Source organism: Amycolatopsis sp. NPDC098790 (assembly GCF_044759945.1).
Taxonomy (GTDB): domain Bacteria; phylum Actinomycetota; class Actinomycetes; order Mycobacteriales; family Pseudonocardiaceae; genus Amycolatopsis.
This window is the reverse complement of the sequence record NZ_JBIWAI010000008.1, coordinates 111,462-135,106: the sequence shown is the minus strand read 5'-3', so window position 1 is coordinate 135,106 and position 23,645 is coordinate 111,462. Positions and strand designations below refer to the sequence as shown.

Genomic DNA, 23,645 nt, shown 5'->3' with positions numbered 1-23,645 from the left:
GGTCAGAGGCGGGACAGCAGCCGATCCCGCGCCACTTCCAGGTGGTCGGTCATCGCCTTGCGGGCCGCGACCGCGTTGCCTGCGACGAGAGCGTCCACGATCACCCGGTGCTCGGTGATCGTCTGCTCGCCGAACGGCTGGTTGTAGTTCAGCCGGAAGAAGTGCAGGTGGCAGTGGGTCCGCGCGAACGCCTGCTCGACCGCCGCGTTGCCGGCCATCCGCAGGATCAGCTCGTGCAGCCGCTGGTCGTGCGCCGTCAACGCCTTGTAGTCGCTGTACGCGTCTTCCGCCGGCGCCGCCGGGCACGTCGCCAGCTCGGCTTCGAGCAGCGCCACGTTCGCGTCCGACATCGCCGCCGCCGCCAGGGCCGCGGACGGCGGCTCCAGCAGCAGGCGCAGCGCGTACATGTCGTCGACTTCCTTGCGGTCGAGCAGTTCCGTCACCCGGTACCCGCGCAGCGGCAGCCGGCTGACCAGCTCCTCGGACTCCAGCCGCGCCAGCGCCTCGCGCACCGGCGTGCCCGACACGCCCAGTTCGCGCGCGATCTCGTCGATGTTGACGCGCGCGCCGGGCTCGATGCCGTCGTTCATGATCAGCGCCCGGATCTGCTCGTAGACGCCGTCGGCCAGCACCTGCCTGCTCGGCAGGGCTTCGAGCCTTCGTCCGGCGGCCACCCTGGCTCCCCTCGTGTCGTGACTACAGGTTACTGCTTGCCCAGCACCGTCCGGCTCTTCGCCGCCATCTCCGCGAACACGTCGGCGTCGCGCTGGTGGGCGAAGTACGCCTCGAACAGCGGCCGCTCCGCGTCCTGCAACGCCGCGCCGTTGCCGTAGACGACCGCGGGCACCAGCGTGCCGTCCTTGAGCATCGACGTGAACACCGAAAGGTCGACGCCCTGGCCCTTCATGGCCGCGGCGGCCGCGTCCATCGACGCCGGGATCGATGGGAAGAACGTGCCGGACGCGCCCGCCGCCGACTGGCACTCCGGCGACCCCATGTAGGAGACCCACTTCCAGGTCAGATCGGGGTTCTTCGTACCAGCCCAGATGTTGTTGCCGTTCGAATTGGACAGCACCGCGCGCTTGCCCGTCGGCCCGAGCACGGTCGGCGCGATGCCGACCTTCAAGGGCAGCTTGGCGAACGTCCCCGCCGTCCACGAACCCGCCGTCTCCATCGCGACCTTGCCCGAGCCGAGCAAGTCGGTGTCGCTGATGGTGGCCTGGCCGCCGGTGGTGAACGTGCCGATCTTCGGCGCGAACCCGCGGTCGGCCAGCGATCGCACCCAGCTCAGGGTCTTGGCGAACACCGGGTCGTCGTAGGTGAACGTCGTCGGCCACGACTGCTTGTCGGCCATCCGCCAGCCGGTGGTCATGGCGAAGGAGCTCCACGTGGATTCGCCGATGAAGTCCCGCGAGGCCAGTTGCCCGGTGCCGTAGGTGGCGACGTGGTCCTTGTCGAACCCGGGCTGGTCGCCGCGGACGCCGTTCTTGTCCACGGACAGATGAGCCGCGGCCTTCTCGAACGTGCCGCCGTCGTCGGGGTTCCACGTCAGCTTCGCCAGGTCGGCGGGAGTGTAGCCGGCTTTGGTGATCGCGTCGGTGTTGTAGTAGAGGCCGGTCGCGGACCAGTCGAGCGGCAGGCCGTACTGCTTGCCGTCGGTGAACTTCCACGCGTCGACCCCGACGGAGAACTTCTTCAAATCGAACTTGTCCCGGCTGATCAAGTCGTCCAGCGGCAGCAGCTGGTGCTGCGACGCGTACGCCTGGAAGTACTGGACGCTGTTCTGGAACGCGTCCGGCGCGGTGCCGCCGACGAACCCGGCGGTGAGCTTGGTGAAGTAGTCGTCCACGTTGTACTGCGTGATCTTCACCGTGGCGCCGGGGTTCGCCTTCTCGAACGCCGACGCGCACGTCTGGTAGGCCGCGGCCTGCTTGTCGTCCCAGGTCCACCAGTTGACGGTGTTCCCGCTTCCGCTCGCCGAGCCGCCACCGCAGGCGGCCGTCAACGCCCCGAGCGTGGCCACCAGGCCGGCGGCCGCTACGCGCATCTTCATGTCAACTCCCGTGGGGGTGCAGAATGGTCCGGAATCCTTCGAGCACTGCCTGGATGTCGTCGGCGCCACCGGCTTCATGGCCGTTGTACTCCCAGACGCCGAGCTGTTTCGGTCCTTTGTAGACGTGGTAGGCGCCGAACACCGTGGACGGTGGCACGATCCCGTCCATCAGCCCGGCGCTGAACCAGGCCGGCGCCGTGGCACGGGCGGCGAATCCCACCCCGTCGAAATAGGACAGCACCTCGAACACCCGCGAGATCGCGTCCCGGTGGTCGGCCAGGTACCGGGACAGTTCGACGTAGGGCCGTTCGCCACCGACCAAACTGGCACGCCGAAAGTCGCACAGGAACGGCGCCTGCGCGTGCAGGGCCGCCACGTCCGGCACCAGGCCCGCCGCGGCGAGCGCGATGCCGCCACCTTGGCTGTTGCCGAGCACCGCCACCCGGGCCGGGTCGACCCGCTCCAGCGCCCGGACCGCGTCGACCGCGCGGACCGCGTCGGTGAAGATCCGCCGGTAGACGTAGGTTTCGCGGCTTTCGATGCCGCGAGTCAGGTGGCCGGGGTAGGCCGGTCCGCTGCCCACCGGGTCGGGCGTGACCCCGCCTTGGCCGCGGACGTCGACCTGCAGGTGCGCGTACCCGGCCGAGGCCCAGTGCAACTCCTGGAGAGCGCTTCCCCGGCTGCCGCCGTAGCCGTGGAACTGGACGATCGCCGGCAACGGCTCCTCGACGCCACGCGGCAGCCGCAGCCACGCTCGCTGCGGATGCCCGCCGAAGCCGGCGAAGGTCACGTCGAACACGTCGAGGGTGCACAGGGGCGTGTCCACCGGGGTGAGCGACAAAGCCGAGTCGTGGTCACGGGCTTCGGCCAGCGTCGACGCCCAGAACTCGTCGAAGTCTTCTGGTGCTTCATACGAGCTGCGGTATTCCCACAACGCGTCGAGACCGAGGTCGGTCAGCATCACAGTCCTTTCAGGACGGTCGATTCGCCGGTCCGCAGCCGCAGCTCGGTATCACGGCCCCGGTAGCGCACCCGGACCGGCTCGGCCGGGTCGCCCGACAGACGCCGCAGGACGGCGTACCGCAGTTCACCGTCCCGCCACTCGACGTCGGCCGCGAGCCCGCCACGGCACCGCAGCCCCCTCGCCTCCCCCGAAGTCCAGTCCGCGGGAAGCGCCGGCAGCAGCGTGACGACGTCGTTTTGGCTCTGCAGAACCAGTTCCGCGAGCCCGGCCGGAAAGCCGTAGTTGCCGTCGATCTGGAACGGCGGGTGCGTGCTGAACAGGTTGGGCAGCAGGCCACCCCACTCGGAGCCGTCGACCGGGGCGTCGCGGTGGCGATCGCCGGTCAAGGGCTGGGTGGCTTCGTTCAGCAGCTCCCGCGCGGCCTCGCCGTCGCCGAGCCGCGCGCGCAGCGCGATCTTCCACGCCCACGACCAGCCCATCGCGCCCGGTCCGCGCCGGTCCATGACCCGGCGGGCCGCTTCCGGGGAGTCCAACTGCCCCAACGGGTACAGCGCGACGAGGTGGGACAGGTGCCGGTGCGTCGGGTCTTCTTCGGGCAGGTCCTCGGCCCACTCCCCCAGCCGCCCGTCGGGAAGAACGGGCAGCGGGCGCAGCCTCGGCAGCGCGGCCTCGATCTCGGCGTACAGCGGGTCGTGCACTTCCAGGGCGTCCATCGCCGCGAGACTCCGCTCGAACACCGCACGGATCAGGACGAGGTCCATGGTCGCCGAATGCGTCAGCGACTCCTTCGTCCCGGCTTCGGAAAGGAACAGGTTCTCCGGCGACGTCGACGGGCAGGTGCCGAGGAAGCCGTCGTGCTCGACCAGCCAGTCGAGGCAGAATTCGGCGCAGCCGCGCAGCAGCGGCCACGCCGTCCGCTCGAGGAAGGCGCGGTCGCGGGTGAAGTCGTAGTGGTCCCAGGCGTGCTGGACGAGCCACGCGCCGCCCATTTGCCACAGCGCCCACGACGGGTTGCCGTGCCCCATGCCCGGCGGCAGCGCCCAGCCCCACGGGTCGGTGTTGTGGTGGGTGACCCAGCCGCGGGCGCCGTACAGCTCGCGCGCGACGGCGGCCCCGGTGACCGCGAGCTTGCCGAGCAGCTCGAACAGCGGCTGGTGGCACTCGCCGAGCCCGGTCGTCTCGGCGGCCCAGTAGTTCATCTGGGTGTTGATGTTGATCGTGTAGTTCGACGACCAGGCCGGGCGCAGGTCGTCGTTCCAGATCCCCGACAGGTTCGCCGGCGGCGCGCCGGGCCGGGACGCGCTCGCCAGGAGGTAGCGCCCGTACTGGAAGAGCACGGTCGCCGTCAGCTGCTCGTCTTGGCCGGACAGCAGTTCCCCGACGTCGTGGGTGCCGCCGCGGCGTTCGCCGATCCTCAAGCTCGCTGCCGCGAGCAGTGGCCGCAGATCGGCCTCGTGCGCCCGCCGCAGAGCCTCGACGCCTTCCGCGGCGGCCTGCTCGGCGAGGACGGCCGCGCGCCGCCGGTGTTCGTCGCGGGTGTGCTGGCGGTCGCCGATCCAGGCGTCGTACGCGCTGGTCGAGCTGGCCAGCACGACCAGAACGCTCGTCTCGGTCCGGGCTACGCGGACGGAGATGGCGCCGAACGGGTCGTACCCCTCGGCGGTCCCGTACCGCAGCGGCTCCTCGACCTGCGGCTCGTGCCGGGGAGCGCCGTCGATCGGGATCTCGATGCCCAGGTCGAGGCCGTCCCGCGACACTTCCCGCAGCCGTGTCGACACGTCGACATCGACGTCGACCGGGCCGGACAGCGCGACACAGAGAACTTGTGCGGGCCGGCTCACCCACGTCGTCCGCACGACGTCGTGGCCATCGATGGTCAGCCGTTCGGTGGCGACGCCGTTGTCCAGGTTCAGCGTCCGGCCGTGCGAGACGCCGTCGGGCAGGGTCAGCCACAAGTCGACATACGGCAGGAACTCCTGGCTGTACCGCCCTTCGAAGCCCATCAGCAGGTCTTCGGCCCGCCGGAAGTCCTTCGCGAACACCGCTTCCCGCACCTCGGCGAGCTTTGCCGGGCCGGCGTCGACCTCGGCCAGCGCGGCGGCCGGGCCGTCCGGGGTGCCGGACCAGACCGTGGCGTCGTTGACCTGGACCCGCGTGCGGCCGGTGCCGCCGAAGACCATCGCGCCGAGCCGTCCGTTGCCGACCGGCATCGCCTCGGTCCAGTCGTTCGCCGGGTGCGGCCAGGAAAGCAGGAGATCCGTCATTTCAACCCCGTGAAGCCGATGGAATTGACCAGCCGGCGACCGAACACCACGAAGAGCAGCAGCATCGGCAGCGCGGCGACGAGCGTGGCGGCCATCAGGCCGGCCCAGTCCAGCGCCGCCTGCGGCGAGGACTGCTTGAACACCGCGAGCGCCAGGGTGAGCGGGCGGACGGCGTCGTCGTTGGTGACCAGCAGCGGCCACAGGTAGTCGTTCCAGGTGTTGATGAACGTCAGCAGCGCGAGGGTCGCGATCGGCGCGGCGCTCATCGGGAGGACGATCCGGAAGCAGACGCGCAGCGGGCCGGCGCCGTCGATGATCGCGGCTTCCTCGATCTCGTTGCTGAGCCCGAGCATGAACTGGCGCAGGAAGAAGATGTTGAACGCCGAGAAGAACGCCGTCGGCAGGATCATCCCGCCGAAGCTGTTGAGCAGGCCGAGGTCCTTGACCAGCACGAAGTTCGGCAGCAGCGTCAGCACCTGCGGCACCATCAGCGCGCTGAGCAGCACGGCGAACACGGCGTTGCGGCCCTTCCACCGCAGCCGCGAGAACGCGAACGCGGCCAGCGCGGAGAAGAACACCGTGCAAATCGTGAGCAGCACCGCGTAGACGATCGAGTTCCGCAGCGCCAGCAGCAGGTCGATCGACGCGGCCGAACCGCCCTGCGCCGCCGCTTCGGCCGGCGAGGCCAGCCCGAGCGCGCGCTTGAACGCGCCGAGCGTGAACCCCACCGGGCCGGGCGACGACGGGTCCGTGGCCAGTGCGTAGTTGTTCGACAGCGCGGTCCGCACGATCCAGTAGAACGGGAAGATCGTGACGACCAGGACGAGCCCGAGGTACGCCCAGGCGACCACCCGGCCCGGCGAGATCCGGCGCACGGTCCCTCCTAGTTGGTGTCGGACTCGCCGGCGCGAGCCATCTTCAGCTGGGCGAAGGTGACGGCGGCCAGCAGCACGAACAGGGCCAGCGACATGGTCGCGGCGTAGCCGAAGTCGAACTGGCCGAACGCCTTGTCGTAGATGTACATCTGCAGCACCTTGGACGCGTTCGCCGGACCGCCCTTGGTCGTCACCTGGACGATGTCGAAGATCTGGAACGAGCTGATCACCGTCAGCACCACGACCATCACCAGGATCGGCCGCAGCAGCGGCACGGTGAGCCGGCGGAACATCTGCAGCTCGCTCGCGCCGTCGATCCGCCCGGCTTCGTACACAGTGGACGGAATGGTCTGGAGCCCGGCGAAGATCAGCACCGCGTTGTAGCCCATGGACTTCCAGATGTTGAGCCCCGCGAGCGTCGGCACCGCCCAGGCACCCGACCCGAAGAACAGCACCGGTTCCCCGGTGAGCTTCGTGATGAGGATGTTGACGATGCCGAGCTGCGGGTCGAGCATCCACGACCAGACGAGCGCGGTGACCACGCCGGAGATGAGGAACGGCAGGATCAGCAGCCCGCGGATCGTGGCCGACACGGCGAGCCGGTGCAGGATCACCGCCGTCACCAGCGAAACCAGCACGCCCAGCACCACCGACAGCGCGACGAAGTAGATCGTGACGAACAGCGAGTGCCAGAACTCGCCGTCGCCCACGAGCTGTTCGAAGTTGCCGAAGCCGATCCAGCGCGGGTCGGTCAGGACGTGGAACTCGGTGAAGCTGAGGTAGAGCCCGCGCAGGGTCGGGTAGGCGAAGAACACCGCGAACCCGCCGAGCGCGGGGCTGACGAGCAGCCACGCGATCGGCGTGTCCCGGCCCCTAGACGGTGATCTTGTCGACGTCATAGACGTAACCGGCCTGGTTGCCGATCTGGACGGTGTTCGCTCCGGCCCGCAGGTACACCGGGACGGTGACGGTCTGCGGCGTGTTCCAGTCGTTGTCGTTGCTGCCGGCGACCGGCAGCGGGAACGACGTCCCGTTCACCGTGACGATGCCGGTCCGGCTGGAGTCGCCGTCCACATAGGACAACTGCATGAGGTAGGTGCCCGCCTTGGCGATGGTGACCGTCGGCAGGACGACGTACCCGCTGCCGCCGAGGTACCCGACCTTCTTGCCGTTGCTGCAGTTGCAGTCGTAGACGGTCGCACCGCCTTGGGGGCTGCCGTTCTCGGCTTCGTACGCCTTGGGCCCGTCGGCCGCGGGCGTGGTGACGCTGATCTTCTTGCTGGGTGCGGACGGACGGCCGTAGCGCTGGTTGGCGACGACGGTGAAGTCGTAGCTCGTCGAGGGCTTGAGGCCGGTGACGGTCGCGCTCGCGGCACTGGTCGTGGCGACCTTCTTGTTTCCCGCGAAGACGTCGTAGTTCTGCGCGCCCTTCGAGGCGTCCCAGGCGAGGGAGACGCTGGTGCCGGTGGCCGCGGTGCCGTGGACGACGGCGGGCGCGGCAAGGGCGTTGCGGTCGCGCGGGGTCACCTTGAACAGGCGGGAGCCGTGCACGGGCAGGTCCGCGGCGGTGGCGCCGACGTTCTTGTGCGCCCAGAGGTCCCGGATCTCGACCGGGCCGGTGATGCCGAGCTGCGCGAGGTCCGCCGTGACGCGGGCCGGCGTCGCGGCGAGGTTGAACAGCGCGACCGTGTAGCTGCCGTCGGCGTTGCGGTTGTACCAGACCTGCTGGTCGGTCGTCTGGCTCACCGGCTTGGCCGGGATCCCGGCTTGGTTGACCGCGATGACCTCGTCGTTGGTGAGCAGCTTGACGCCGTAGTCGTCGAGCTGCGTCAGGTCGTCGCCGATGTAGAGCGGCGCGGCTTCGATGGCCCACAGCGTCATGTAGCTCTGGCGCTCGGCTTCGGTGAGGCCGTCCATCTTGCCGCTGCCGACGTCGACGGAGTCGAGGTTGTTCCAGTGCCCGGGGCCGGCGTCGGGGATCCACTGCACGACGTCGTTCCAGCGCTGCTTGACCGAGTTGTCCCAGGTGACAAGCGTGTCGCAGTAGCATTCGACGTCGGTGTCGACGCGCCAGCCGTTCGTGTTCGCCTTCCAGACGTCGACCTGGCGGTGGCTGAGCGCCCAGGAAATCACGAACTCCATCGGGCGGCCGGTCTTGGCGATCGCCTTGTGCCACGCCTCGACGTCGGAGGTGTTGGTGTAGTTGTCGCCGCCCTTGAAGGAGCCCGGGCCGACGCCGTCGAGCTTGAGGAAGTCGACGCCCCAGCCCGCCAGCAACTTCGCGACGGAGTCCACGTAGGACTGGGCGCACGGGTTCGTGAAGTCGATCTTGTAGGCGGAGTCCCAGCCGTTGGTCTTGCGCAGGTCGGGGTAGACGAGGTCCTTGGTGTGGCAGTCCGTGGTGCCCGCGATCGGCGAGTTGCCGTCGTTGTAGGCCTTGAGGTCGAGCCCGACGGCCAGGTACGAGCCGAGCTTCAGGCCCTTGCGGTGGACGTAGTCGGCGACGTACTTCATGCCGTCCGGGAACGTGGTCGGGTTGACGACCGGGCGCGCGTTCGCGTCGAAGGAGTTCGACCAGCCGGCGTCGATGTTGACGTAGGTGTAGCCGTGCTGCTTGAACTTCGCGGCGAGGACGTCGGCCTGCTGGAGGACGTGGGCCTCGGTGAGCCAGCTGGCCGGGCCGGTCGGGTTGACGCCCGGGTAGTTCGTCGACTCCAGGCTCCAGCTGCTCCAGCCCATGTAGGGCTTCTGGGCTACTGGCGGTTGCTGTTGTTCGGCCGCTGCCGCCGTGGGGGCCGTGAGGAGGCCGGCGATCACCGTCAGTCCGGCGAGGGCACCGAGGGCCCGTCTGCCGCGTGCTGCCATGACCACTCCTTCGAGGTCGGGTTCGTCAGACATCGGAGGACCACGATCCGTCTGACCGGAACCATAGATCCTATAGGATCGACGACTGAGGATTCTTGCTGTTCGGGATCGCGAATGTCAACGGCTGCGCCGGACAGAGATCGGACGAATGCAGGGGTTGTCGGGGGCGGCGGCTAGGTTCGAGGGATGTTGACCACGCTGGCCGTCGAGAACTACCGCTCGCTGCGCGACCTGGTGCTGCCGCTGTCCGGCCTGACGGTGGTGACGGGCCCGAACGGCAGCGGCAAGTCGAGCCTGTACCGAGCGCTGCGGCTCCTGGCGGACGCATCCCGCAACGGCGCGGTCCCGGCACTGGCACGCGAAGGAGGTCTGCCGTCAACGCTGTGGGCGGGCCCGGAGAACGGCGCGCGCCCGGGCGCGCGGGTCCAGGGCACGGTACGCACAAAGGCGGTCGGCCTCCGGCTGGGCTTCGCGGGCGACGAGTTCGGCTATGCGCTGGACCTAGGCCTGCCGGTCCCGGGGCGAACGATGTTCAACCTGGACCCGGAGTTCAAGCGGGAGGCGGTGTGGGCGGGACCGGTCTTTCGCCCGGCGGCCCTGCTGGCGGACCGGGCGGGCCCGGCGGTCCGCACCCGGGTGGAGTCGGGCGGCTGGGGTCCGGAGACGTTCAAGATCCGGCTGTCGGACAGCATGTTGAGTGAGTTCGCGGACCCTCGGGCGTGCCCAGAGCTGCTGGTGGTCCGGGAGAGAATCAGGTCGTGGCGGTTCTACGACCACTTCCGCACGGACGCGGCAGCCCCGGCCCGCCAATCCCGAGTGGGAACGAGAACGGTCGTGCTGTCCCACGACGGCGCAGACCTGGCATCGGCGTTGCAGACGATCATCGAGGTGGGCCGCGCGGCCGAGCTGGAGTCGGTGGTGGACGCGGCGTTCCCGGGATCACGGGTGTCGGTGGAGTCCCAGGACGAGGTGCTCTCGGTCCGCTTCCACCAGCACGGTCTGTTGAGGCCGTTGTCGGCGGCGGAGCTGTCGGACCGGACGTTGAGGTTCTTGCTTTGGGTGGCGGCGCTGCTGACACCCCGGCCACCGGAGTTGCTGGTGCTGAACGAGCCGGAGACGTCCCTGCACCCGGAGCTGCTGCCAGCGTTGGCGGCGTTGATCGCGACGGCGGCGAAGGAGACGCAGCTGGTGGTCGTGTCGCATGCGCAGCTGTTGATCCGGGCGTTGTCCGAAATCGCCGAGGTGGGGGCGCTCGAGCTGGAGAAGGAGGGCGGGGAGACGAAGCTGGTGGGGCAGGGCAGGCTGGACCGGCCAAGCTGGCACTGGCCGAAGCGCTGACCCGGATCGGGATGACATGAGAGGGTCATTCATGTCATCTGACGACATGAATGACCCTTTCATGTCGTCCGGAGCCACCGCCGGCAGCCGGCAGCCGGCAACGCAGACCGACCACGAGGTGCGGCGTCCGACCGGCGGCCGGCAACGCAACCGTTCACGGCGTTCGGCGCTCGACCGCCGGCCGGAAACGCAACCGTCCACGACATGCGGCCCCACCGGCGCCCGGCAACGCAGGCCGACCACGAGGTGCGGCCTCACCGGCGGCCGGCAACGCAACCCGACCACGAGATCACCAGACCTCCCCCGCCCCTCATCCTCGCCGCACTTCAGTCGACGGTTGAGCTTGTCAAGGCACGCTTTCCCGCCTTGACAAGCTCAACCGTCGACTGAACACTCCGCGAGGAGGGGCGGGGGATGTCGGACCCGGTTCCGTACGCCGAAAGTTCTTTCACCGGCAGCAAGAGGCGCCCTCACCGCAACCAAGAGGGTGCCCTCACCGCAAGCAACAGTGCCCTCGCCGGAAGCCAAAAGGCGCCAGAAGCCAAATGTCCTCACCGAACGCCGAAAAGCAAAAGCAAAGATGTCCTCGCCGGACGGGCAGGCTCCGGGATGGTCACTCCCGCAGTCCCCTCACCTTCTCGATGGGGTCGCTGGGTGGTCATCCCGTCGCCTGATTGAGGCCTATCACTTTGAGCCAGGCCCGCAAGCTTCCGTACTTCGCTGCGCGTGACCGTGTGGGTTGCGGGCCTGGCTCAAAGTGATTTTTGCGGCCTCAGGCGACGGGATGACCACCCAGCTTCTTTCTGAGGGTCAGCGGGCCTGCGTGCTCTCCCTGACCTCCAGCGCGAACGGCGTCTGGATGTCCTGCGGCGGCAACCCCTTGTCCCCTGTGATCCGCCGGTGCACCAGCTCGATCGCCGCCTCCGCCAGCGCTGCCTTGTCCGGGGCGATCGTCGTCAACGATGGCAGCGAAAACGCGCTCTCCTCGTTGTTGTCGAACCCCACGATCGCCACGTCCTCCGGTACCCGCAGCCCCAGCTCCGCCACCGCACGCAACGCGCCGATCGCCAGCAGGTCGTTGAAGCAGAACACCGCGTCCGGCGGCGATGCCGATGCCAGCAACGACCGCATGGCCGCCGCCCCCACCGAGCGGTGCCACTTCTCCGCCGGTGCCACCAAACTGTCCGAATAGGACAAGCCGGCCGCCGTCAAACCCGCTCGGTACCCCGCCAACCGCTGCGAAGACGTTCCACGCGCGGGATTCCGCCCGATGGCCGCGATCCGGGTCCGGCCCAGCGAGGCCAAATGCGACACCGCCGTCTGCGCCGCCAGGACGTTGTCGATCGCCACGTGGTCGATCGGCACGTCGACCGCGTGCTCGCCCAGCATCACCAGCGGGATCTCCCCCGGCGACGGGAAGTCCGCCGCCTCCAACGCTTCCGGGTGCACCAATGCCCCGTCCACCAGGTGCGGCCCCAGCGACGACAGCGTCTCGCGCTCCCTCGAGCGCGTCCCCTGCGTCTGCTCGATCAGGACGCTCCAGCCGCGCTTCTGCGCTGCCGTGATGACCAGGCCGGCCAGCTCGCCGAAGTACGGGATCGACAGCTCCGGCACCATCAGCGCCAGGAACCCCGTGCGCCCGCGGCGCAGGTTCCGCGCGCCGACGTTGGGCCGGTAGCCCGTCGCCGCCAGCGCCTCCTCGACCCGCCGCCGGTTTTCCGGCTTCACGAACGCGTAGCCGTTCACCACGTTCGACACCGTCTTCACCGACACTCCGGCGAGCGTGGCGACGTCCTTGAGCGTCACGGTCACGGGCGGCTCCTTCTCAGGTGGTGAGCACGAAGCATAGCGACATTTTGCCGGTTTACAACGTTGTTCCAACGATGTAAAAAGTACCTCAAGGCTCCCGCGGTGACTCCGATCACCCCGGTGAGCGGGCCACCACCGTCGCTGCCCGAGGAGTCACCGTGCCTCTGTCCCCCCGCCCCTTCCTGGTCCTGGCCACCGCGGCCGCCACCGCGCTGACCCTCTCCTCCTGCACCAGCAGGGAAGAGACCCCGGCCGCCCCGTCCAGCGGTGGCGGACCCGCCGCCAGCGCCCAGTCGGTCGCGCCGTCCGCCGACGGCTGCACCATCGACAAGACCGGTTACCCCAAGGTCGACCTCAAGACCGCGGTGGTCGGTTTCTCACAGTCCGAAAAGGAAGCCAACCCCTTCCGGATCGCCGAGACGCAGTCCATCCGGGACGAAGCCGCGAAGCTCGGCATCGCGAACGACAAGCTGCTCGTCACCAACGCCCAGAGCGACCTCAACCGGCAGATCAGCGACATCAAGTCGCTGCTCGACCGGGGTGCGCAGCTGCTCGTCGTCGCGCCGCTGAACTCCGACGGCCTCCAGCCCGCCCTCGACGCGGCGAAGGCCAAGAAGGTCCCGGTCGTGACGATCGACCGCAAGGTGACGTCGCAGCCGTGCACCGACTACCTGACCTTCATCGGCTCGAACTTCGTCGAGCAGGGCAAGCGCGCCGCGCAGGAGACCGCCCGGGTCACCGGCGGCACCGGCAAGGTCGCCATCCTGCTCGGCTCGTCCGGCAACAACGTGACGACCGACCGCACCAAGGGCTTCAAGGACGAGCTCGCGAAGACGGCCGGCCTGTCCGTGGTCGCCGAGCAGACGGGTGAATTCGACCGCTCCAAGGGCCAGGCCGTGATGGAGCAGCTCATCCAGAGCCACCCGGACATCACCGCCGTCTACGCCGAAAACGACGAAATGGGCGTCGGCGCGGTCAACGCGCTGAAGACCGCAGGCAAGACGCCGGGCAAGGACGTCAAGGTCATCTCGATCGACGGCACCCGCAACGCGGTGCAGCTGATCGCCGACGGCAGCTACAACGCCGTGATCGAGTCCAACCCGCGCTTCGGCCCGCTGGCCTTCCAGACGCTGCAGAAGTTCGAGAACGGCGAGGCCATCCCCGCCAGCATCGTGATCACCGACGACCAGTACGACGAGACCAACGCGGCCCAGAAGGTCGGGAACGCGTACTGATGACGGCAGCCACCGAAGAGGACGTCGCCATGACGACCGCACCGGTGCTCGAGGTGGCCGGGGTGACCAAGCGGTTCCCCGGCACCCTCGCGCTCGACGACGTCAGCTTCGCGCTGCGACCCGGCGAGGTGCACGCGCTCGTCGGCGAGAACGGCGCGGGCAAGTCCACGCTGATCAAGGTGCTCACCGGCGTCTACCAGCCCGACGAGGGCGAGGTGCGCCACCTCGGCGAGCCCGTGGTGTTCAAGCGCCCGATCGACGCGCAGCGGGCCGGGATCTCCACGATCTACCAAGAGGTCAACCTCGTCCCGCTGATGAGCATCGCCGGCAACGTCTTCCTCGGCCGCGAGCCGCGCACGAAGGCCGGTCTCGTCGACTGGTCGAAGATGTACGCCGACGCCCGCGAGCTGCTCAAGGGCTACGGCATCGAAGACGACGTCAAGCGCCCGCTGCACACCCTGGGTGTCGGCGCGCAGCAGATGGTCGCGCTCGCCCGCGCGGTCTCGACCGACGCGAAGGTCGTCATCATGGACGAACCGACGTCGTCGCTCGAGCCGCGCGAGGTCGAGACGCTCTTCGAGGTGTTGAACCGGCTGCACGCCGAAGGCATCGCGATCGTCTACGTCAGCCACCGGATGGACGAGCTGTACCGGGTCTGCGAAAGCGTCACCGTGCTGCGCGACGGCCGGGTCGTCCACAATGGACCGCTGAAGGACCTGCCCCGCATCGAGCTGGTGTCCAAGATGCTCGGCCGGGAGATCAAGCAGATCCGCGAGGAAGGCGTCACGGCGTTCGGCGAGGAACACGACGTCGAGCGCGAGCCGCTGCTCAAGGCCGAGAACCTGTCCGGCATGCGGCGGCTGCACGACGTCTCGGTGAGCATCCGGCCCGGCGAGGTCGTCGGCCTCGCCGGCCTGCTCGGCTCCGGCCGCAGCGAGACGGCGCGCGCCATCGTCGGCGCGTTCCCCCTGGATGGGGGCAGTGTTCTGCTGGCTGGAAAGCCACTCAAGAAGGGCAAGATCAAGGCCGCCATGCGGGCCGGGATCGCGCTGCTGGCCGAGGACCGCAAGACCGACGGGATCATCCCGAACCTGTCGGTCCGCGAGAACATCGTGCTCGCCGCGCTGCCGACGCTCTCGCCGTTCGGCCTGGTCAGCAAGTCCAAACAGGACAAGATCGTCAAGATCTTCATGGAGCGCCTGCGGATCAAGGCGGCCAGTCCCGAGCAGAGGGTGTCGGAGCTGTCCGGCGGCAACCAGCAGAAGGTGCTGCTCGCCCGCTGGCTCGCCACCGGCCCGAAGATCCTGCTCCTGGACGAGCCGACGCGCGGCATCGACGTCGGCGCGAAGGCCGAGGTGCAGGCGCTGATCGACGAACTCGCGCAGGAAGGGCTCGGCGTGCTGCTCATCTCGTCCGAACTGGAAGAGCTGATCGACGGCTCCGACCGCGTGGTCGTGCTGCGCGACGGCTCGGTCGTCGGCGAGCTGACCGGCGACCGCATCACCGAGGAGAACGTACTGACCGCGATCGCAGCCGAGGGTGACAACGATGTCTAGCGCCACCCTGACCAGAACCCCCGACCGCGCGAAAGTCACGGCGTGGCTGCAGAACTACGGCGTCTACCTGGCCGTCGTGGTGCTGCTGCTGTTCAACGTCGTGTTCACCGAGAACTTCCTGTCCGCGGCCAACTTCCGCACTCAGCTGGTGCAGGCGGCGCCGGTCTGCATCGTCGCGCTCGGCATGGCGCTGGTGATCGGCACCGAGGGCATCGACCTGTCGGTCGGCTCGGTGATGTCGATCGCCGCCGCGCTCATCCCGCTCTACCTGGGCGCCGGCCCGCTGATGGCGATCATCGTCGCCGTCATCGCGGGCGTGCTCTCCGGTCTGTTCAGCGGCTACCTGGTGGCGTACCTGGGGATCCAGCCGATCATCGCGACCCTCGCCTTGCTGGTCGGCGGCCGGGGACTCGCGCTGGTGATCGCCCACGGCCAGCTCGTCCAGCTGCGCAACCAGGACTTCCTGGCGCTGGGCACCGGCGACCTGCTCGGCGTCCCGATCATGGTGATCGTCGCCGGCGTGCTGGCGGTGCTGACCGGGCTGGTCGTCCAGCGCACGACGTTCGGGCGGCACCTGGTCGCGGTCGGCGGCAACCGCGCCGCGAGCACCCTCGCCGGACTGCCGGTGAAGCGCGTGCTCATCAGCGTCTACGTGATTTCCGGGGCACTGGCGGCCATCGCGGGCGTGCTCGCGACGTCACGGCTGGCCGCCAGCGACCCGAGCGACGTCGGCCTGCTCATGGAGCTGTCCGCGATCACCGCGGTCGTCGTCGGCGGCACGCCGCTGACCGGCGGCCGGGTCCGCGTGCTCGGCACCGTGTTCGGCGCCCTGCTCATGCAGCTCGTCCAGGCGACCCTGATCAAGCACAACCTGCCGGACTCCACCGCGCAGATGGTCCAGGCGGCCATCATCGTCGTCGCGGTCTACGTCGCGCGCGAGCGGAGCAGCCGATGACCGCCGTCCAGACCACCGCCCGCAACGCCGCGTTCGCCGGCGTGCTGCAACGCCAGGGCGCGGCCGTCGTGCTCGTGCTCGGCCTCGCCGCGTCGTGGTTCGCGTTCCCGCACTTCGGCACCGCGGACAACCTGCGCAGCCTCGTGCTGCAGGGCTCGTTCCTCGCGGTGATCGCGCTGGGCATGACGTTCGTGATCATCTCCGGCGGCATCGACCTGTCGGTCGGCTCGAACTACGCGCTCGGCGGCATCCTCGCCGCGTGGGGCGCGCAGTACGGCCTGGTCGTCGCGATCCTGTTGCCGCTGGCCGTGTGTTCGCTGATCGGGTTCGTCAACGGCGTGCTCATCGCGCGCACCGGGATGGCGCCGTTCATCGTGACGCTGGCGTCGCTGTTGTTCGCCCGAGGACTCTTGCTGGCACTGACGTCCGAAGGTGCGACGACGTACAAAGTGGACCCGGGCTCGGCGTTCCTCTGGCTCGGCCAGGGCACGATCTTCGGCGTCGGCGTGCCGGTCTACCTGACGCTGGTCCTGTTCGCGCTCGGCGGGCTGCTCCTCAAGCGCACCAGGTTCGGCCAGTCGGTGTTCGCCATCGGCGGCGCCGAGAACTCCGCGCTGCTGATGGGCCTGCCGGTGGCCCGCACCAAGATCAGCCTCTACACGCTGAGCGGCGGCCTGGCCGGGTTCGCCGGCGTCCTCACCGCCGCGTACCTGCAGTCCGGCGTCACGGTCATCGGCGTCGGCACCGAACTGGACGCGATCTCGGTCGTCGTCATCGGCGGCACGCTGCTCACCGGCGGCGCCGGCACGATCATCGGCACGCTCGTCGGCGTGCTGCTGCGCACGCTGATCCAGAACGTCATCAACCAGATCGGCACCCTCGACTCCAACTACCAGACCGTCGTGAGCGGGGCCTTCCTGCTCGTCGTGGTGGTGATCCAGCGCGCCCTCGCGCGTTCCCGCAGTACCCGCTGAGCCCCGTCCCCCAACAGGAGGTCTCAACGATGTTCCACCCTGCCCGAAAAACCCGGAGATGGCTGACCGCGGCCGCCGCGTTCGCGGTCGCGGTGGCCGGCCTCGGCACCGTGCCGGCGGCGAGCGCCGCCGACGCCCCGCAGTGGCAGCGGCTCACCCCGCCGCTGTCGACGCCGTGGACCAAGGACGTCTCGCCCACCAACGCCCTCCCCGACTACCCTCGGCCCCAGCTGACCCGCTCCCAGTGGCAAAACCTCAACGGCGTCTGGGAATTCGCCAAGGCGACCCCGGGTGAGGCCGCGCCGATCGGGAAGACGCTCGGCGAGCGGATCCTCGTGCCGTACCCGGTCGAGTCCGCGCTGTCCGGGATCATGCGCCACGAGACGAACATGTGGTACCGCCGCACGTTCGAGGTCCCCAAGAACTGGCAGATCGGCAAGGGACAGCGGCTGCAGCTGCACTTCCAGGCCGTCGACTACGACGCCACGGTCATCGTCAACGGCAAGACCGTCGCCCGCCACACCGGCGGCTACGACGCCTGGTCCGTCGACGTCACCGACGCGCTGACCACGAAGAAGGCCCAGGAGATCGTCATCGGCGTCGCCGACCCGAACGACCAGGGCGGGCAGCCGATCGGCAAGCAGCGCCAGCCCGGCGACGGCATCTTCTACACGCCGTCCTCCGGCATCTGGCAGACCGTGTGGATGGAACCGGTCGCGACCGCGCACATCGACCGGCTCGACGTCACGCCCGATGTGGCGAGTGGGTCGGTCACGGTCAACGCCGTGGTCGGCGGGCCGGTCAAGCAGCGCATCGAAGCCGTCGCCTACGACCACGGCCGCCCGGTCGGACGCGTGTCCGGGGACGCGAACAAGCCGTTGAAGCTCAAGGTGGACCGGCCGCACCTGTGGTCGCCGGACGACCCGTTCCTCTACGACCTGCGCGTGAAGCTGTCGGGCGGGGACGAAGTGGGCTCGTACTTCGGCATCCGGTCGATCAGCGTCGGCAAGACCGCCGACGGCAAGCAGCGGATGCTGCTCAACGGCAAGTTCGTCATGCAGGTCGGCCCGCTCGACCAGGGCTTCTGGCCGGACGGCATCTACACCGCGCCGACCGACGCGGCCCTGAAGTTCGACCTGCAGCAGGAGAAGGCGCTCGGCTTCAACATGGTGCGCAAGCACATCAAGGTCGAGCCGGACCGCTGGTACTACTACGCCGACAAGCTCGGTTTGCTGGTGTGGCAGGACATGCCGGCGATGAAGGACGACGTCGAGCCGACGCCCGCGTCGCGCGTCAACTACGAGTCCGAGATGAAGCGGATGATCGACCAGCACCGCAGCTTCCCGTCGATCGTCACGTGGGTGCCGTTCAACGAGGGCTGGGGCGACTACGAAGTCGGCCGGATCGCCGACGAGGTCAAGTCGTGGGATCCCACGCGGCTCGTGAACGCGGAGTCCGGCGTCAACTGCTGCCGGTCCGAACCGGACAGCGGCAAGGGCGACATCTACGACGACCACACCTACACCGGGCCGGGAACGCCGATCCAGACCGGGACGCGCGCGGCGGTCGACGGCGAGTACGGCGGCCTCGGTCTCAAGGTCGCGGGCCACGAGTTCGACCCGGCGGGCAGCTTCGCCTACGAGATGGAGCCCGACAGCGCGACGCTGACCCGGCGCTACGGCGAGCTGCAGCAGCGCCTGCTGCTGGTCGCCCAGCGCTGCGGCGTCTCGGCCGGCGTCTACACGCAGACCACCGACGTCGAGAAGGAGGTCAACGGCTTCTTCACCTACGACCGGCAGGTGAAGAAGATGGACTTCGCGGCGGTCCGCGCGGCGAACCTGGCGGTCATCAAGGGCGCGACGGGTGCTCCCGTGACGTCCGGTCCTCCGGTGCCCGCGGGCACGCCGGGCATCGACGGCATCGCGGCGTACGGCTTCGACGAGAACACCGGCACGACGGCGGCGGACAGCGTCGGCGACCACGACGCCACGCTCGTCGGCGGCGCGTCCTGGACCGAGGGCAAGAGCGGCTCGGCGCTGGCGGTGAACGGATCGGGCCAGTACGCCGACACGGGTGCCGCGCTGGTGAACACCGAAGGCAGCTACAGCGCGGCGGCGTGGGTCAAGTTCAACGCGGTCGGCGACGGTTTCCAGACGATCGTCAGCCAGGACGGCCCGAGCAACAGCGCGTTCTTCCTGCAGTACTCCGGCCAGGACCACCGGCTGGCGATGAGCTTCGTCGGCACGCGCGCCCTGGCGCCGGTGGCCCCGGAAGCGAACCGCTGGTACCACGTGGTCGGCGTCCGCGACGCGGCTTCGGGCACGCTGAAGCTGTACGTGGACGGCCAGCCGGCGGCCACGAAGAGCGTCTGCCTCGGCGACGCGTCGACGGGCAACACGGTGATCGGCCGCGGCAAGTACGGCGGCGGCCCGGTCGACTACCTCAACGGAGCGGTCGACCAGGTCCACGTCTACGACCGGGCACTGTCCGACGCGGACGTGAGCGCGTTGTACAGCAGCGGTAAGTAGCGGTTTGTCCGGAAAGGCCGCATCGGGACGCTCCCGGTGCGGCCTTTCCGCGTTTTCGGTGCGAAAACCGCGTAACGGCAACGAAAGGACGATCGATACGGGACTGAACCGACACTTCCGGGGGAGGCCCGATGGGCTCGAAGGTCCGGGCGGCAAGCGCTTTCGCCGCCGTCACCGCATTGGTCGCCACAGGCGCGGCCGTGCTCACCGCGACACCCGCCGCCGCTTCGACGATCACCGAGCTCACCGCGAGCTCGTGGGCGTACGTCGACTCGGCCGCGCCACGCACCAGCTTCACGAACCCCGCGGGTGACCTCCCCGTGGGCGCGCACACCTACGCGAACGGCGTCAGCCACGTCTCGAAGGCCTACGTGACGTTCGACCTCTCGGTCCTGCGCGGCAACCGGCTCGAGCAGGCGGGGGTGTCCATCGACGAGACCGCCGTCGCCGACTGCTCGACCCCTCGGACCACCCAGCTGTGGCTGACCGAGCCGGCGAAGAAGCCGACGTGGAACAACCAGCCGGCCGAGCTGGTCCAGGCGGGCGGGCCGATCATCGACACGTCCTGCCCGGCCCGCGGGGTGTTCTGGAACGCCACGGCGGCCCTGCAGAGCGCGCTCGACGCCGGGCAGAAGACCGCGACCCTGGCCATCCGGCTGCCGGACGACCGGCAGAACGACCCGGAGTCCGGCCGGGCCTACGACCCGCACGCGAAGCTGAGCATCAGCTACAACCGCGCGCCGCTGAAGCCGGCGCAGCTCACCGTCGGCACGCAGGCGTGCGCGGCCAAGCCCGTCGTGGCCGGCGCCGGCTCGCTCCCCCTCGGCGCCGCGGTCACCGACCCCGACGGCGACTTCGGCACGGCCGAGTGGGCACTGTGGCCGGTCGACCACCCCGACCAGCGCGTCACGATCCAGAACTCCTTCACCGGGAACGGCGTTTCGCTCGACGTGCAGGGCCGGCTGGCCGACTCCACGACGTACGCGTGGCAGGTCCGCGCGCTCGACCACACCGATGCGGGACCGTGGAGCGCCGTCTGCAAGCTGACCACCGACTTCGTCCGGCCGGACAAGGCGCCGGTGGTCACCTCCGCGGACTACTACGAAGTCGGGCTCGGCACGGGCGGGACGGGCATCCCCGGCTCGTTCACCTTCACCGCCAACGGCGTCGCGGACGTCGTCGGCTACTACTACGGCCTCTTCGACACCCCGGGTTCCTACGTCCCGGCCACGCGCAAGGGCGGCCCGGCCACGGTGACCGTGGTGCCCCAGCAGAGCGGCCCGCAGTACCTGTCGGTGTGGAGCGTCGACGCCGCGGGTGCCCGCTCCGACCGCACCGACTACCGCTTCTGGGTGGCGTCGAACGAGCCCGGCGTCGCCTGCACGCCGTGGGACGGGTACGTCGGCGAAGCACGCCAATGCACGTTCACCCCGAACGGGCCGTCCCCGGCGACCGCGTACGTCTACCACCTCGGCCAGGACGACGACCGGACCGTGCCCGCCGGGCCGGACGGCACCGCGACGGTCACCGTCGTGCCGACCGACTACGAGCAGCCGTACCCGGAGCTCACGGTGCGGGCGAAACTGGCGAACGGCTACCTGACGGGCCCCTCGAGCACGTCGTTCTCGGTCGAGGCCGGCGAACCCGAGATCACCCCGCTCACCGCGAACCCCGTGCAGGGGCGGCCCGCGCAGTTCCGGGTGCACGCCACGCTGCCGGGTGCGGCGTCGGTCACCTACCGCTGGCAGGACCAGGAGTGGGCCACCGCGCCGGTCGACGAGAACGGCGACGCGACCGTGACCGTCACGCCGGCGACCGCGTCCTGGGGCGCGTTCATCGCGCACAACACCACCGCGGCGGGGATCCGCTCCGGCGACGGCTGGGTGAACCTCGACGTGGCCTCGAACCAGCCCGCCGTCACGAGCGCCGAGTACCCCGCGAACGACGCGGGCGGCGCGGTGGGCACCCCGGGGACGTTCGTGTTCTCCTCGCCCGTGGCGGGCGCGGTGAGCTACGGCTACGAGTTCGACGGCGGTCCGTCCGGCACGGTCGCGGCCGACCCGTCCGGCACCGCTTCCGTGGTGTTCACCCCGACCCGGCGGTACCCGAACTCGGTCCGGGTGACCACGACGTTCGCCGACGGCGTGGTGTCGGACGCGACCGTGTACACGTTCACCGCCAAGTCCGCGGCGCCTGCCGTGACGTGCGACACCGGCGCCGACTCGGTCCGCCCCGGGCAGCACGTCCAGTGCTCGGTGCAGCCGCTGCAGGCGAACCCGGCGAGCTACGGCTACGCGGTCGGGTCCGGCGCCGAGACGGCGGTGCCCGCGTCCGCGGACGGCACGGCGTCGTTCGGCTTCGACGTGCCGGCCGACCAGCCGAACGCCGCGTACCTGACGCTGCGGACGTGGAGCGTGAACACGGCGGGCGTCCGGTCGGACGAGACCACCACCCTGTTCTACGTGTGGACCGTCCCGGAATCCGCGGCCACGCGCGCGGTTTGACCTGGAGCCCGCTCCAGCCGCTACCGTCGCGGTCATGACCGACGATCGTTTCGAACGCGGCAAGCGGGCCCTGGTCGACCTCAACGGGGAAGAGACCGCCCAGCGCGTGCTGGACAGCCTCGCGGACGTCTCGCCGAAGCTCGCCGACAGTCTCGTGTCGTGGGGCTTCGGCGAGATCTACACGCGGCCGGCGCTCGTGCCCCGCGACCGCCAGCTCGTCACGCTCGGCATGCTCACCGCGCTCGGCGGGTGCGAGCCGCAGCTGGAGGTGCACGTGAAGGCGTCGCTCAACGCCGGCTTGAAGCCCGAGGAGATCGTCGAAGCACTGCTGCAGTCGGCGGCCTACTGCGGTTTCCCGCGGGCGCTCAACGCGACCGCCGTCGCGAAGAAGGTGTTCGCCGAACGCGGGCTGCTGCCGGTGGCGGACGCATGAGGGTCGTCCTCTTCGGTGCGACCGGGATGGTCGGCCAGGGCGCGCTGCGCGAGTGCCTGCTCGACGAGCGCGTCGACGCGGTGCTGGCGGTCGGCCGGTCGCCCCTCGGCGAGACGCACCCGAAGCTGACCGAACGCGTCGAGCCGGACCTGTTCGCCCTCGAGCCGATCACCGGCTACGACGTGTGCCTCTTCTGCCTCGGCGTGTCCTCGGTCGGCATGGCGCCGGCGGAGTACGAGCGGATCACCTACGAACTGACCCTTTCGGTCGCGCGGAAACTGCCCGAGGGCACCACGTTCGTGTACGTCTCGGGCCATGGCACCGACAGCACCGAACGCGGCCGCGTGCGCTGGGCGCGCGTCAAGGGCGCCACCGAGAACGCGCTCGCGAAGCTGCCGCTGCGGACGTTCGCCGTCCGCCCTGGCTACATCCAGCCGCGGCACGGGATCACGTCGAAAACCACGCTGTACCGGACGCTCTACCGCGTCGCGATGCCGCTGTACCCGCTGCTGCGCCGGCTGTTCCCCGGCTCCGTGACGACCAACGAGGAGCTCGGCCGGGCAATGCTGGAAATCGCCGAGAACGGCCACGAAAAGCCCGTCCTCGAAAACCCCGACATCGTCACCGCCGCCGCGCGACGAGGCCGGCCAGCAGGTTCGTGAGCCCCTCGGCCAGCCCGTCGGCGAACGTCGGCACCCCGCCCACCTCGGCGGCGGCCGCCGCGACGGCGTCGGTCGGGTTGGCGTACGGCCACGCCCCCGACACCACGATCACCACGCCCAGTGCGAACTGGCGCGCGCCGTCCGCCGACAGCTCCGGCAGCCGCGCCCGGACCAGCTCGCCGAGCCGTTCGGTGTTGGCGAACGACCGCTTCTTGAAGTCGCGGGCGAACTCGGGCGAGATGTTGCGTTCCAGCACCGGCGCCATCGCGCTGACCAGCTCGCACAGCGACGGCCGCGCGGCCAGCGTCGCGGCGATCGTCCCCGCGACGCGCTCTTCGCGCGCGTAGCCCGGTTCCGCCGGGCCGGCCGGGCCGAGCGCCAGCGCGTCCAGCCACGCCGACCATTCGGCGTCGAGGACCTCGAGGAAGACCGCCTCGCGGCTGTCGAAGTAGCGGAGCACATTGGACTTCGCGAGCCCGACGCGGCAGGCCAGCTCCCGCAGGCTGATGTCGGCGACCGGGCGCTCGGCCAGCAGCTCCCGCGCGGCGGCGAGGATCGCGGTGCGGCGCGCCTCGATCTGCTCCGGCCGCCGGGCACGCTGGAATGCGGCGCTCATGGCGCCGACAGTAT

Annotated in this window: 18 protein-coding genes; 9 read left to right on the top strand and 9 right to left on the bottom strand. The window is 69.7% G+C overall.

Going from position 1 to position 23,645, the window contains the following annotated elements; all coding sequences use genetic code 11:
- Positions 1-2: 2 nt before the first annotated feature.
- The 7 genes from ACIQWX_RS44180 to ACIQWX_RS44150 are packed head-to-tail and all read right to left on the bottom strand — an operon-like array spanning position 3 to position 9,021.
- Positions 3-674, bottom strand: coding sequence for a GntR family transcriptional regulator (locus tag ACIQWX_RS44180; protein WP_400884572.1), 672 nt, complete (start codon positions 672-674; stop codon positions 3-5).
- 29 nt (positions 675-703) lie between these two features.
- Positions 704-2,053, bottom strand: a complete 1,350-nt coding sequence (locus tag ACIQWX_RS44175) for an ABC transporter substrate-binding protein (protein ID WP_400884569.1) — start codon at positions 2,051-2,053, stop codon at positions 704-706.
- Position 2,054: 1 nt separating this feature from the next.
- Positions 2,055-3,014, bottom strand: coding sequence for an acetylxylan esterase (locus tag ACIQWX_RS44170; protein WP_400884566.1), 960 nt, complete (start codon positions 3,012-3,014; stop codon positions 2,055-2,057).
- Complete coding sequence (locus tag ACIQWX_RS44165) at positions 3,014-5,281, bottom strand: glycosyl hydrolase family 95 catalytic domain-containing protein (RefSeq protein ID WP_400884564.1); 2,268 nt, start codon at positions 5,279-5,281, stop codon at positions 3,014-3,016. The genes ACIQWX_RS44170 and ACIQWX_RS44165 overlap by 1 nt, the downstream gene beginning before the upstream one ends.
- A complete protein-coding gene (locus tag ACIQWX_RS44160; RefSeq protein WP_400884561.1) occupies positions 5,278-6,156 on the bottom strand; it encodes a carbohydrate ABC transporter permease in 879 nt (292 codons plus the stop codon). Before ACIQWX_RS44160 ends, ACIQWX_RS44165 begins: the two co-directional genes overlap by 4 nt.
- A gap of 8 nt (positions 6,157-6,164) precedes the next feature.
- Positions 6,165-7,055 (bottom strand): carbohydrate ABC transporter permease, encoded by an 891-nt coding sequence (locus ACIQWX_RS44155; protein WP_400884559.1) that lies wholly within the window; start codon positions 7,053-7,055, stop codon positions 6,165-6,167.
- Entirely contained in the window at positions 7,030-9,021 is a 1,992-nt protein-coding gene (locus ACIQWX_RS44150) for a fibronectin type III domain-containing protein (RefSeq protein ID WP_400884557.1), read from the bottom strand. Before ACIQWX_RS44150 ends, ACIQWX_RS44155 begins: the two co-directional genes overlap by 26 nt.
- A gap of 186 nt (positions 9,022-9,207) precedes the next feature.
- On the opposite strand from ACIQWX_RS44150, the gene ACIQWX_RS44145 reads away from it, so the two are divergent.
- Positions 9,208-10,359: an AAA family ATPase gene (locus tag ACIQWX_RS44145; protein WP_400884555.1), complete on the top strand. Its 1,152-nt coding sequence runs from the start codon at positions 9,208-9,210 to the stop codon at positions 10,357-10,359.
- Between the two features lie 810 nt (positions 10,360-11,169).
- Here ACIQWX_RS44145 and ACIQWX_RS44140 read toward each other — a convergent pair.
- Entirely contained in the window at positions 11,170-12,171 is a 1,002-nt protein-coding gene (locus tag ACIQWX_RS44140) for a LacI family DNA-binding transcriptional regulator (RefSeq protein ID WP_400884553.1), read from the bottom strand.
- A gap of 155 nt (positions 12,172-12,326) precedes the next feature.
- Here ACIQWX_RS44140 and ACIQWX_RS44135 point away from each other — a divergent pair, with 155 nt between their 5' ends.
- The 8 genes from ACIQWX_RS44135 to ACIQWX_RS44100 all read left to right on the top strand — a co-directional run bounded on the left by ACIQWX_RS44135 (position 12,327) and on the right by ACIQWX_RS44100 (position 23,015).
- The gene (locus ACIQWX_RS44135) at positions 12,327-13,403 is read left to right on the top strand and encodes an ABC transporter substrate-binding protein (protein ID WP_400884551.1); all 1,077 of its coding nucleotides are present in this window, start codon (positions 12,327-12,329) and stop codon (positions 13,401-13,403) included.
- Positions 13,403-14,959 carry a sugar ABC transporter ATP-binding protein gene (locus tag ACIQWX_RS44130; protein ID WP_400884548.1) on the top strand — a complete coding sequence of 519 codons (1,557 nt, stop codon included), beginning with the start codon at positions 13,403-13,405 and terminating at the stop codon, positions 14,957-14,959. Before ACIQWX_RS44135 ends, ACIQWX_RS44130 begins: the two co-directional genes overlap by 1 nt.
- A complete protein-coding gene (locus ACIQWX_RS44125) occupies positions 14,952-15,914 on the top strand; it encodes an ABC transporter permease (RefSeq protein ID WP_400884546.1) in 963 nt (320 codons plus the stop codon). The genes ACIQWX_RS44130 and ACIQWX_RS44125 overlap by 8 nt, the downstream gene beginning before the upstream one ends.
- The gene (locus ACIQWX_RS44120) at positions 15,911-16,888 is read left to right on the top strand and encodes an ABC transporter permease (RefSeq protein ID WP_400884544.1); all 978 of its coding nucleotides are present in this window, start codon (positions 15,911-15,913) and stop codon (positions 16,886-16,888) included. The genes ACIQWX_RS44125 and ACIQWX_RS44120 overlap by 4 nt, the downstream gene beginning before the upstream one ends.
- A 29-nt stretch (positions 16,889-16,917) precedes the next feature.
- Positions 16,918-19,416 carry a LamG-like jellyroll fold domain-containing protein gene (locus ACIQWX_RS44115; protein ID WP_400884542.1) on the top strand — a complete coding sequence of 833 codons (2,499 nt, stop codon included), beginning with the start codon at positions 16,918-16,920 and terminating at the stop codon, positions 19,414-19,416.
- 131 nt (positions 19,417-19,547) lie between these two features.
- Complete coding sequence (locus ACIQWX_RS44110) at positions 19,548-21,920, top strand: DNRLRE domain-containing protein (protein ID WP_400884541.1); 2,373 nt, start codon at positions 19,548-19,550, stop codon at positions 21,918-21,920.
- Between the two features lie 34 nt (positions 21,921-21,954).
- On the top strand, positions 21,955-22,353 hold the full coding sequence (locus ACIQWX_RS44105; protein ID WP_400884538.1) for a carboxymuconolactone decarboxylase family protein: 399 nt from the start codon (positions 21,955-21,957) through the stop codon (positions 22,351-22,353).
- Positions 22,350-23,015 (top strand): epimerase, encoded by a 666-nt coding sequence (locus ACIQWX_RS44100; protein WP_400884537.1) that lies wholly within the window; start codon positions 22,350-22,352, stop codon positions 23,013-23,015. The genes ACIQWX_RS44105 and ACIQWX_RS44100 overlap by 4 nt, the downstream gene beginning before the upstream one ends.
- On the opposite strand, the gene ACIQWX_RS44095 is transcribed toward ACIQWX_RS44100, so the two are convergent.
- A complete protein-coding gene (locus ACIQWX_RS44095) occupies positions 22,975-23,631 on the bottom strand; it encodes a TetR family transcriptional regulator (protein WP_400884535.1) in 657 nt (218 codons plus the stop codon). The genes ACIQWX_RS44100 and ACIQWX_RS44095 overlap by 41 nt on opposite strands.
- Positions 23,632-23,645 lie beyond the last annotated feature (14 nt).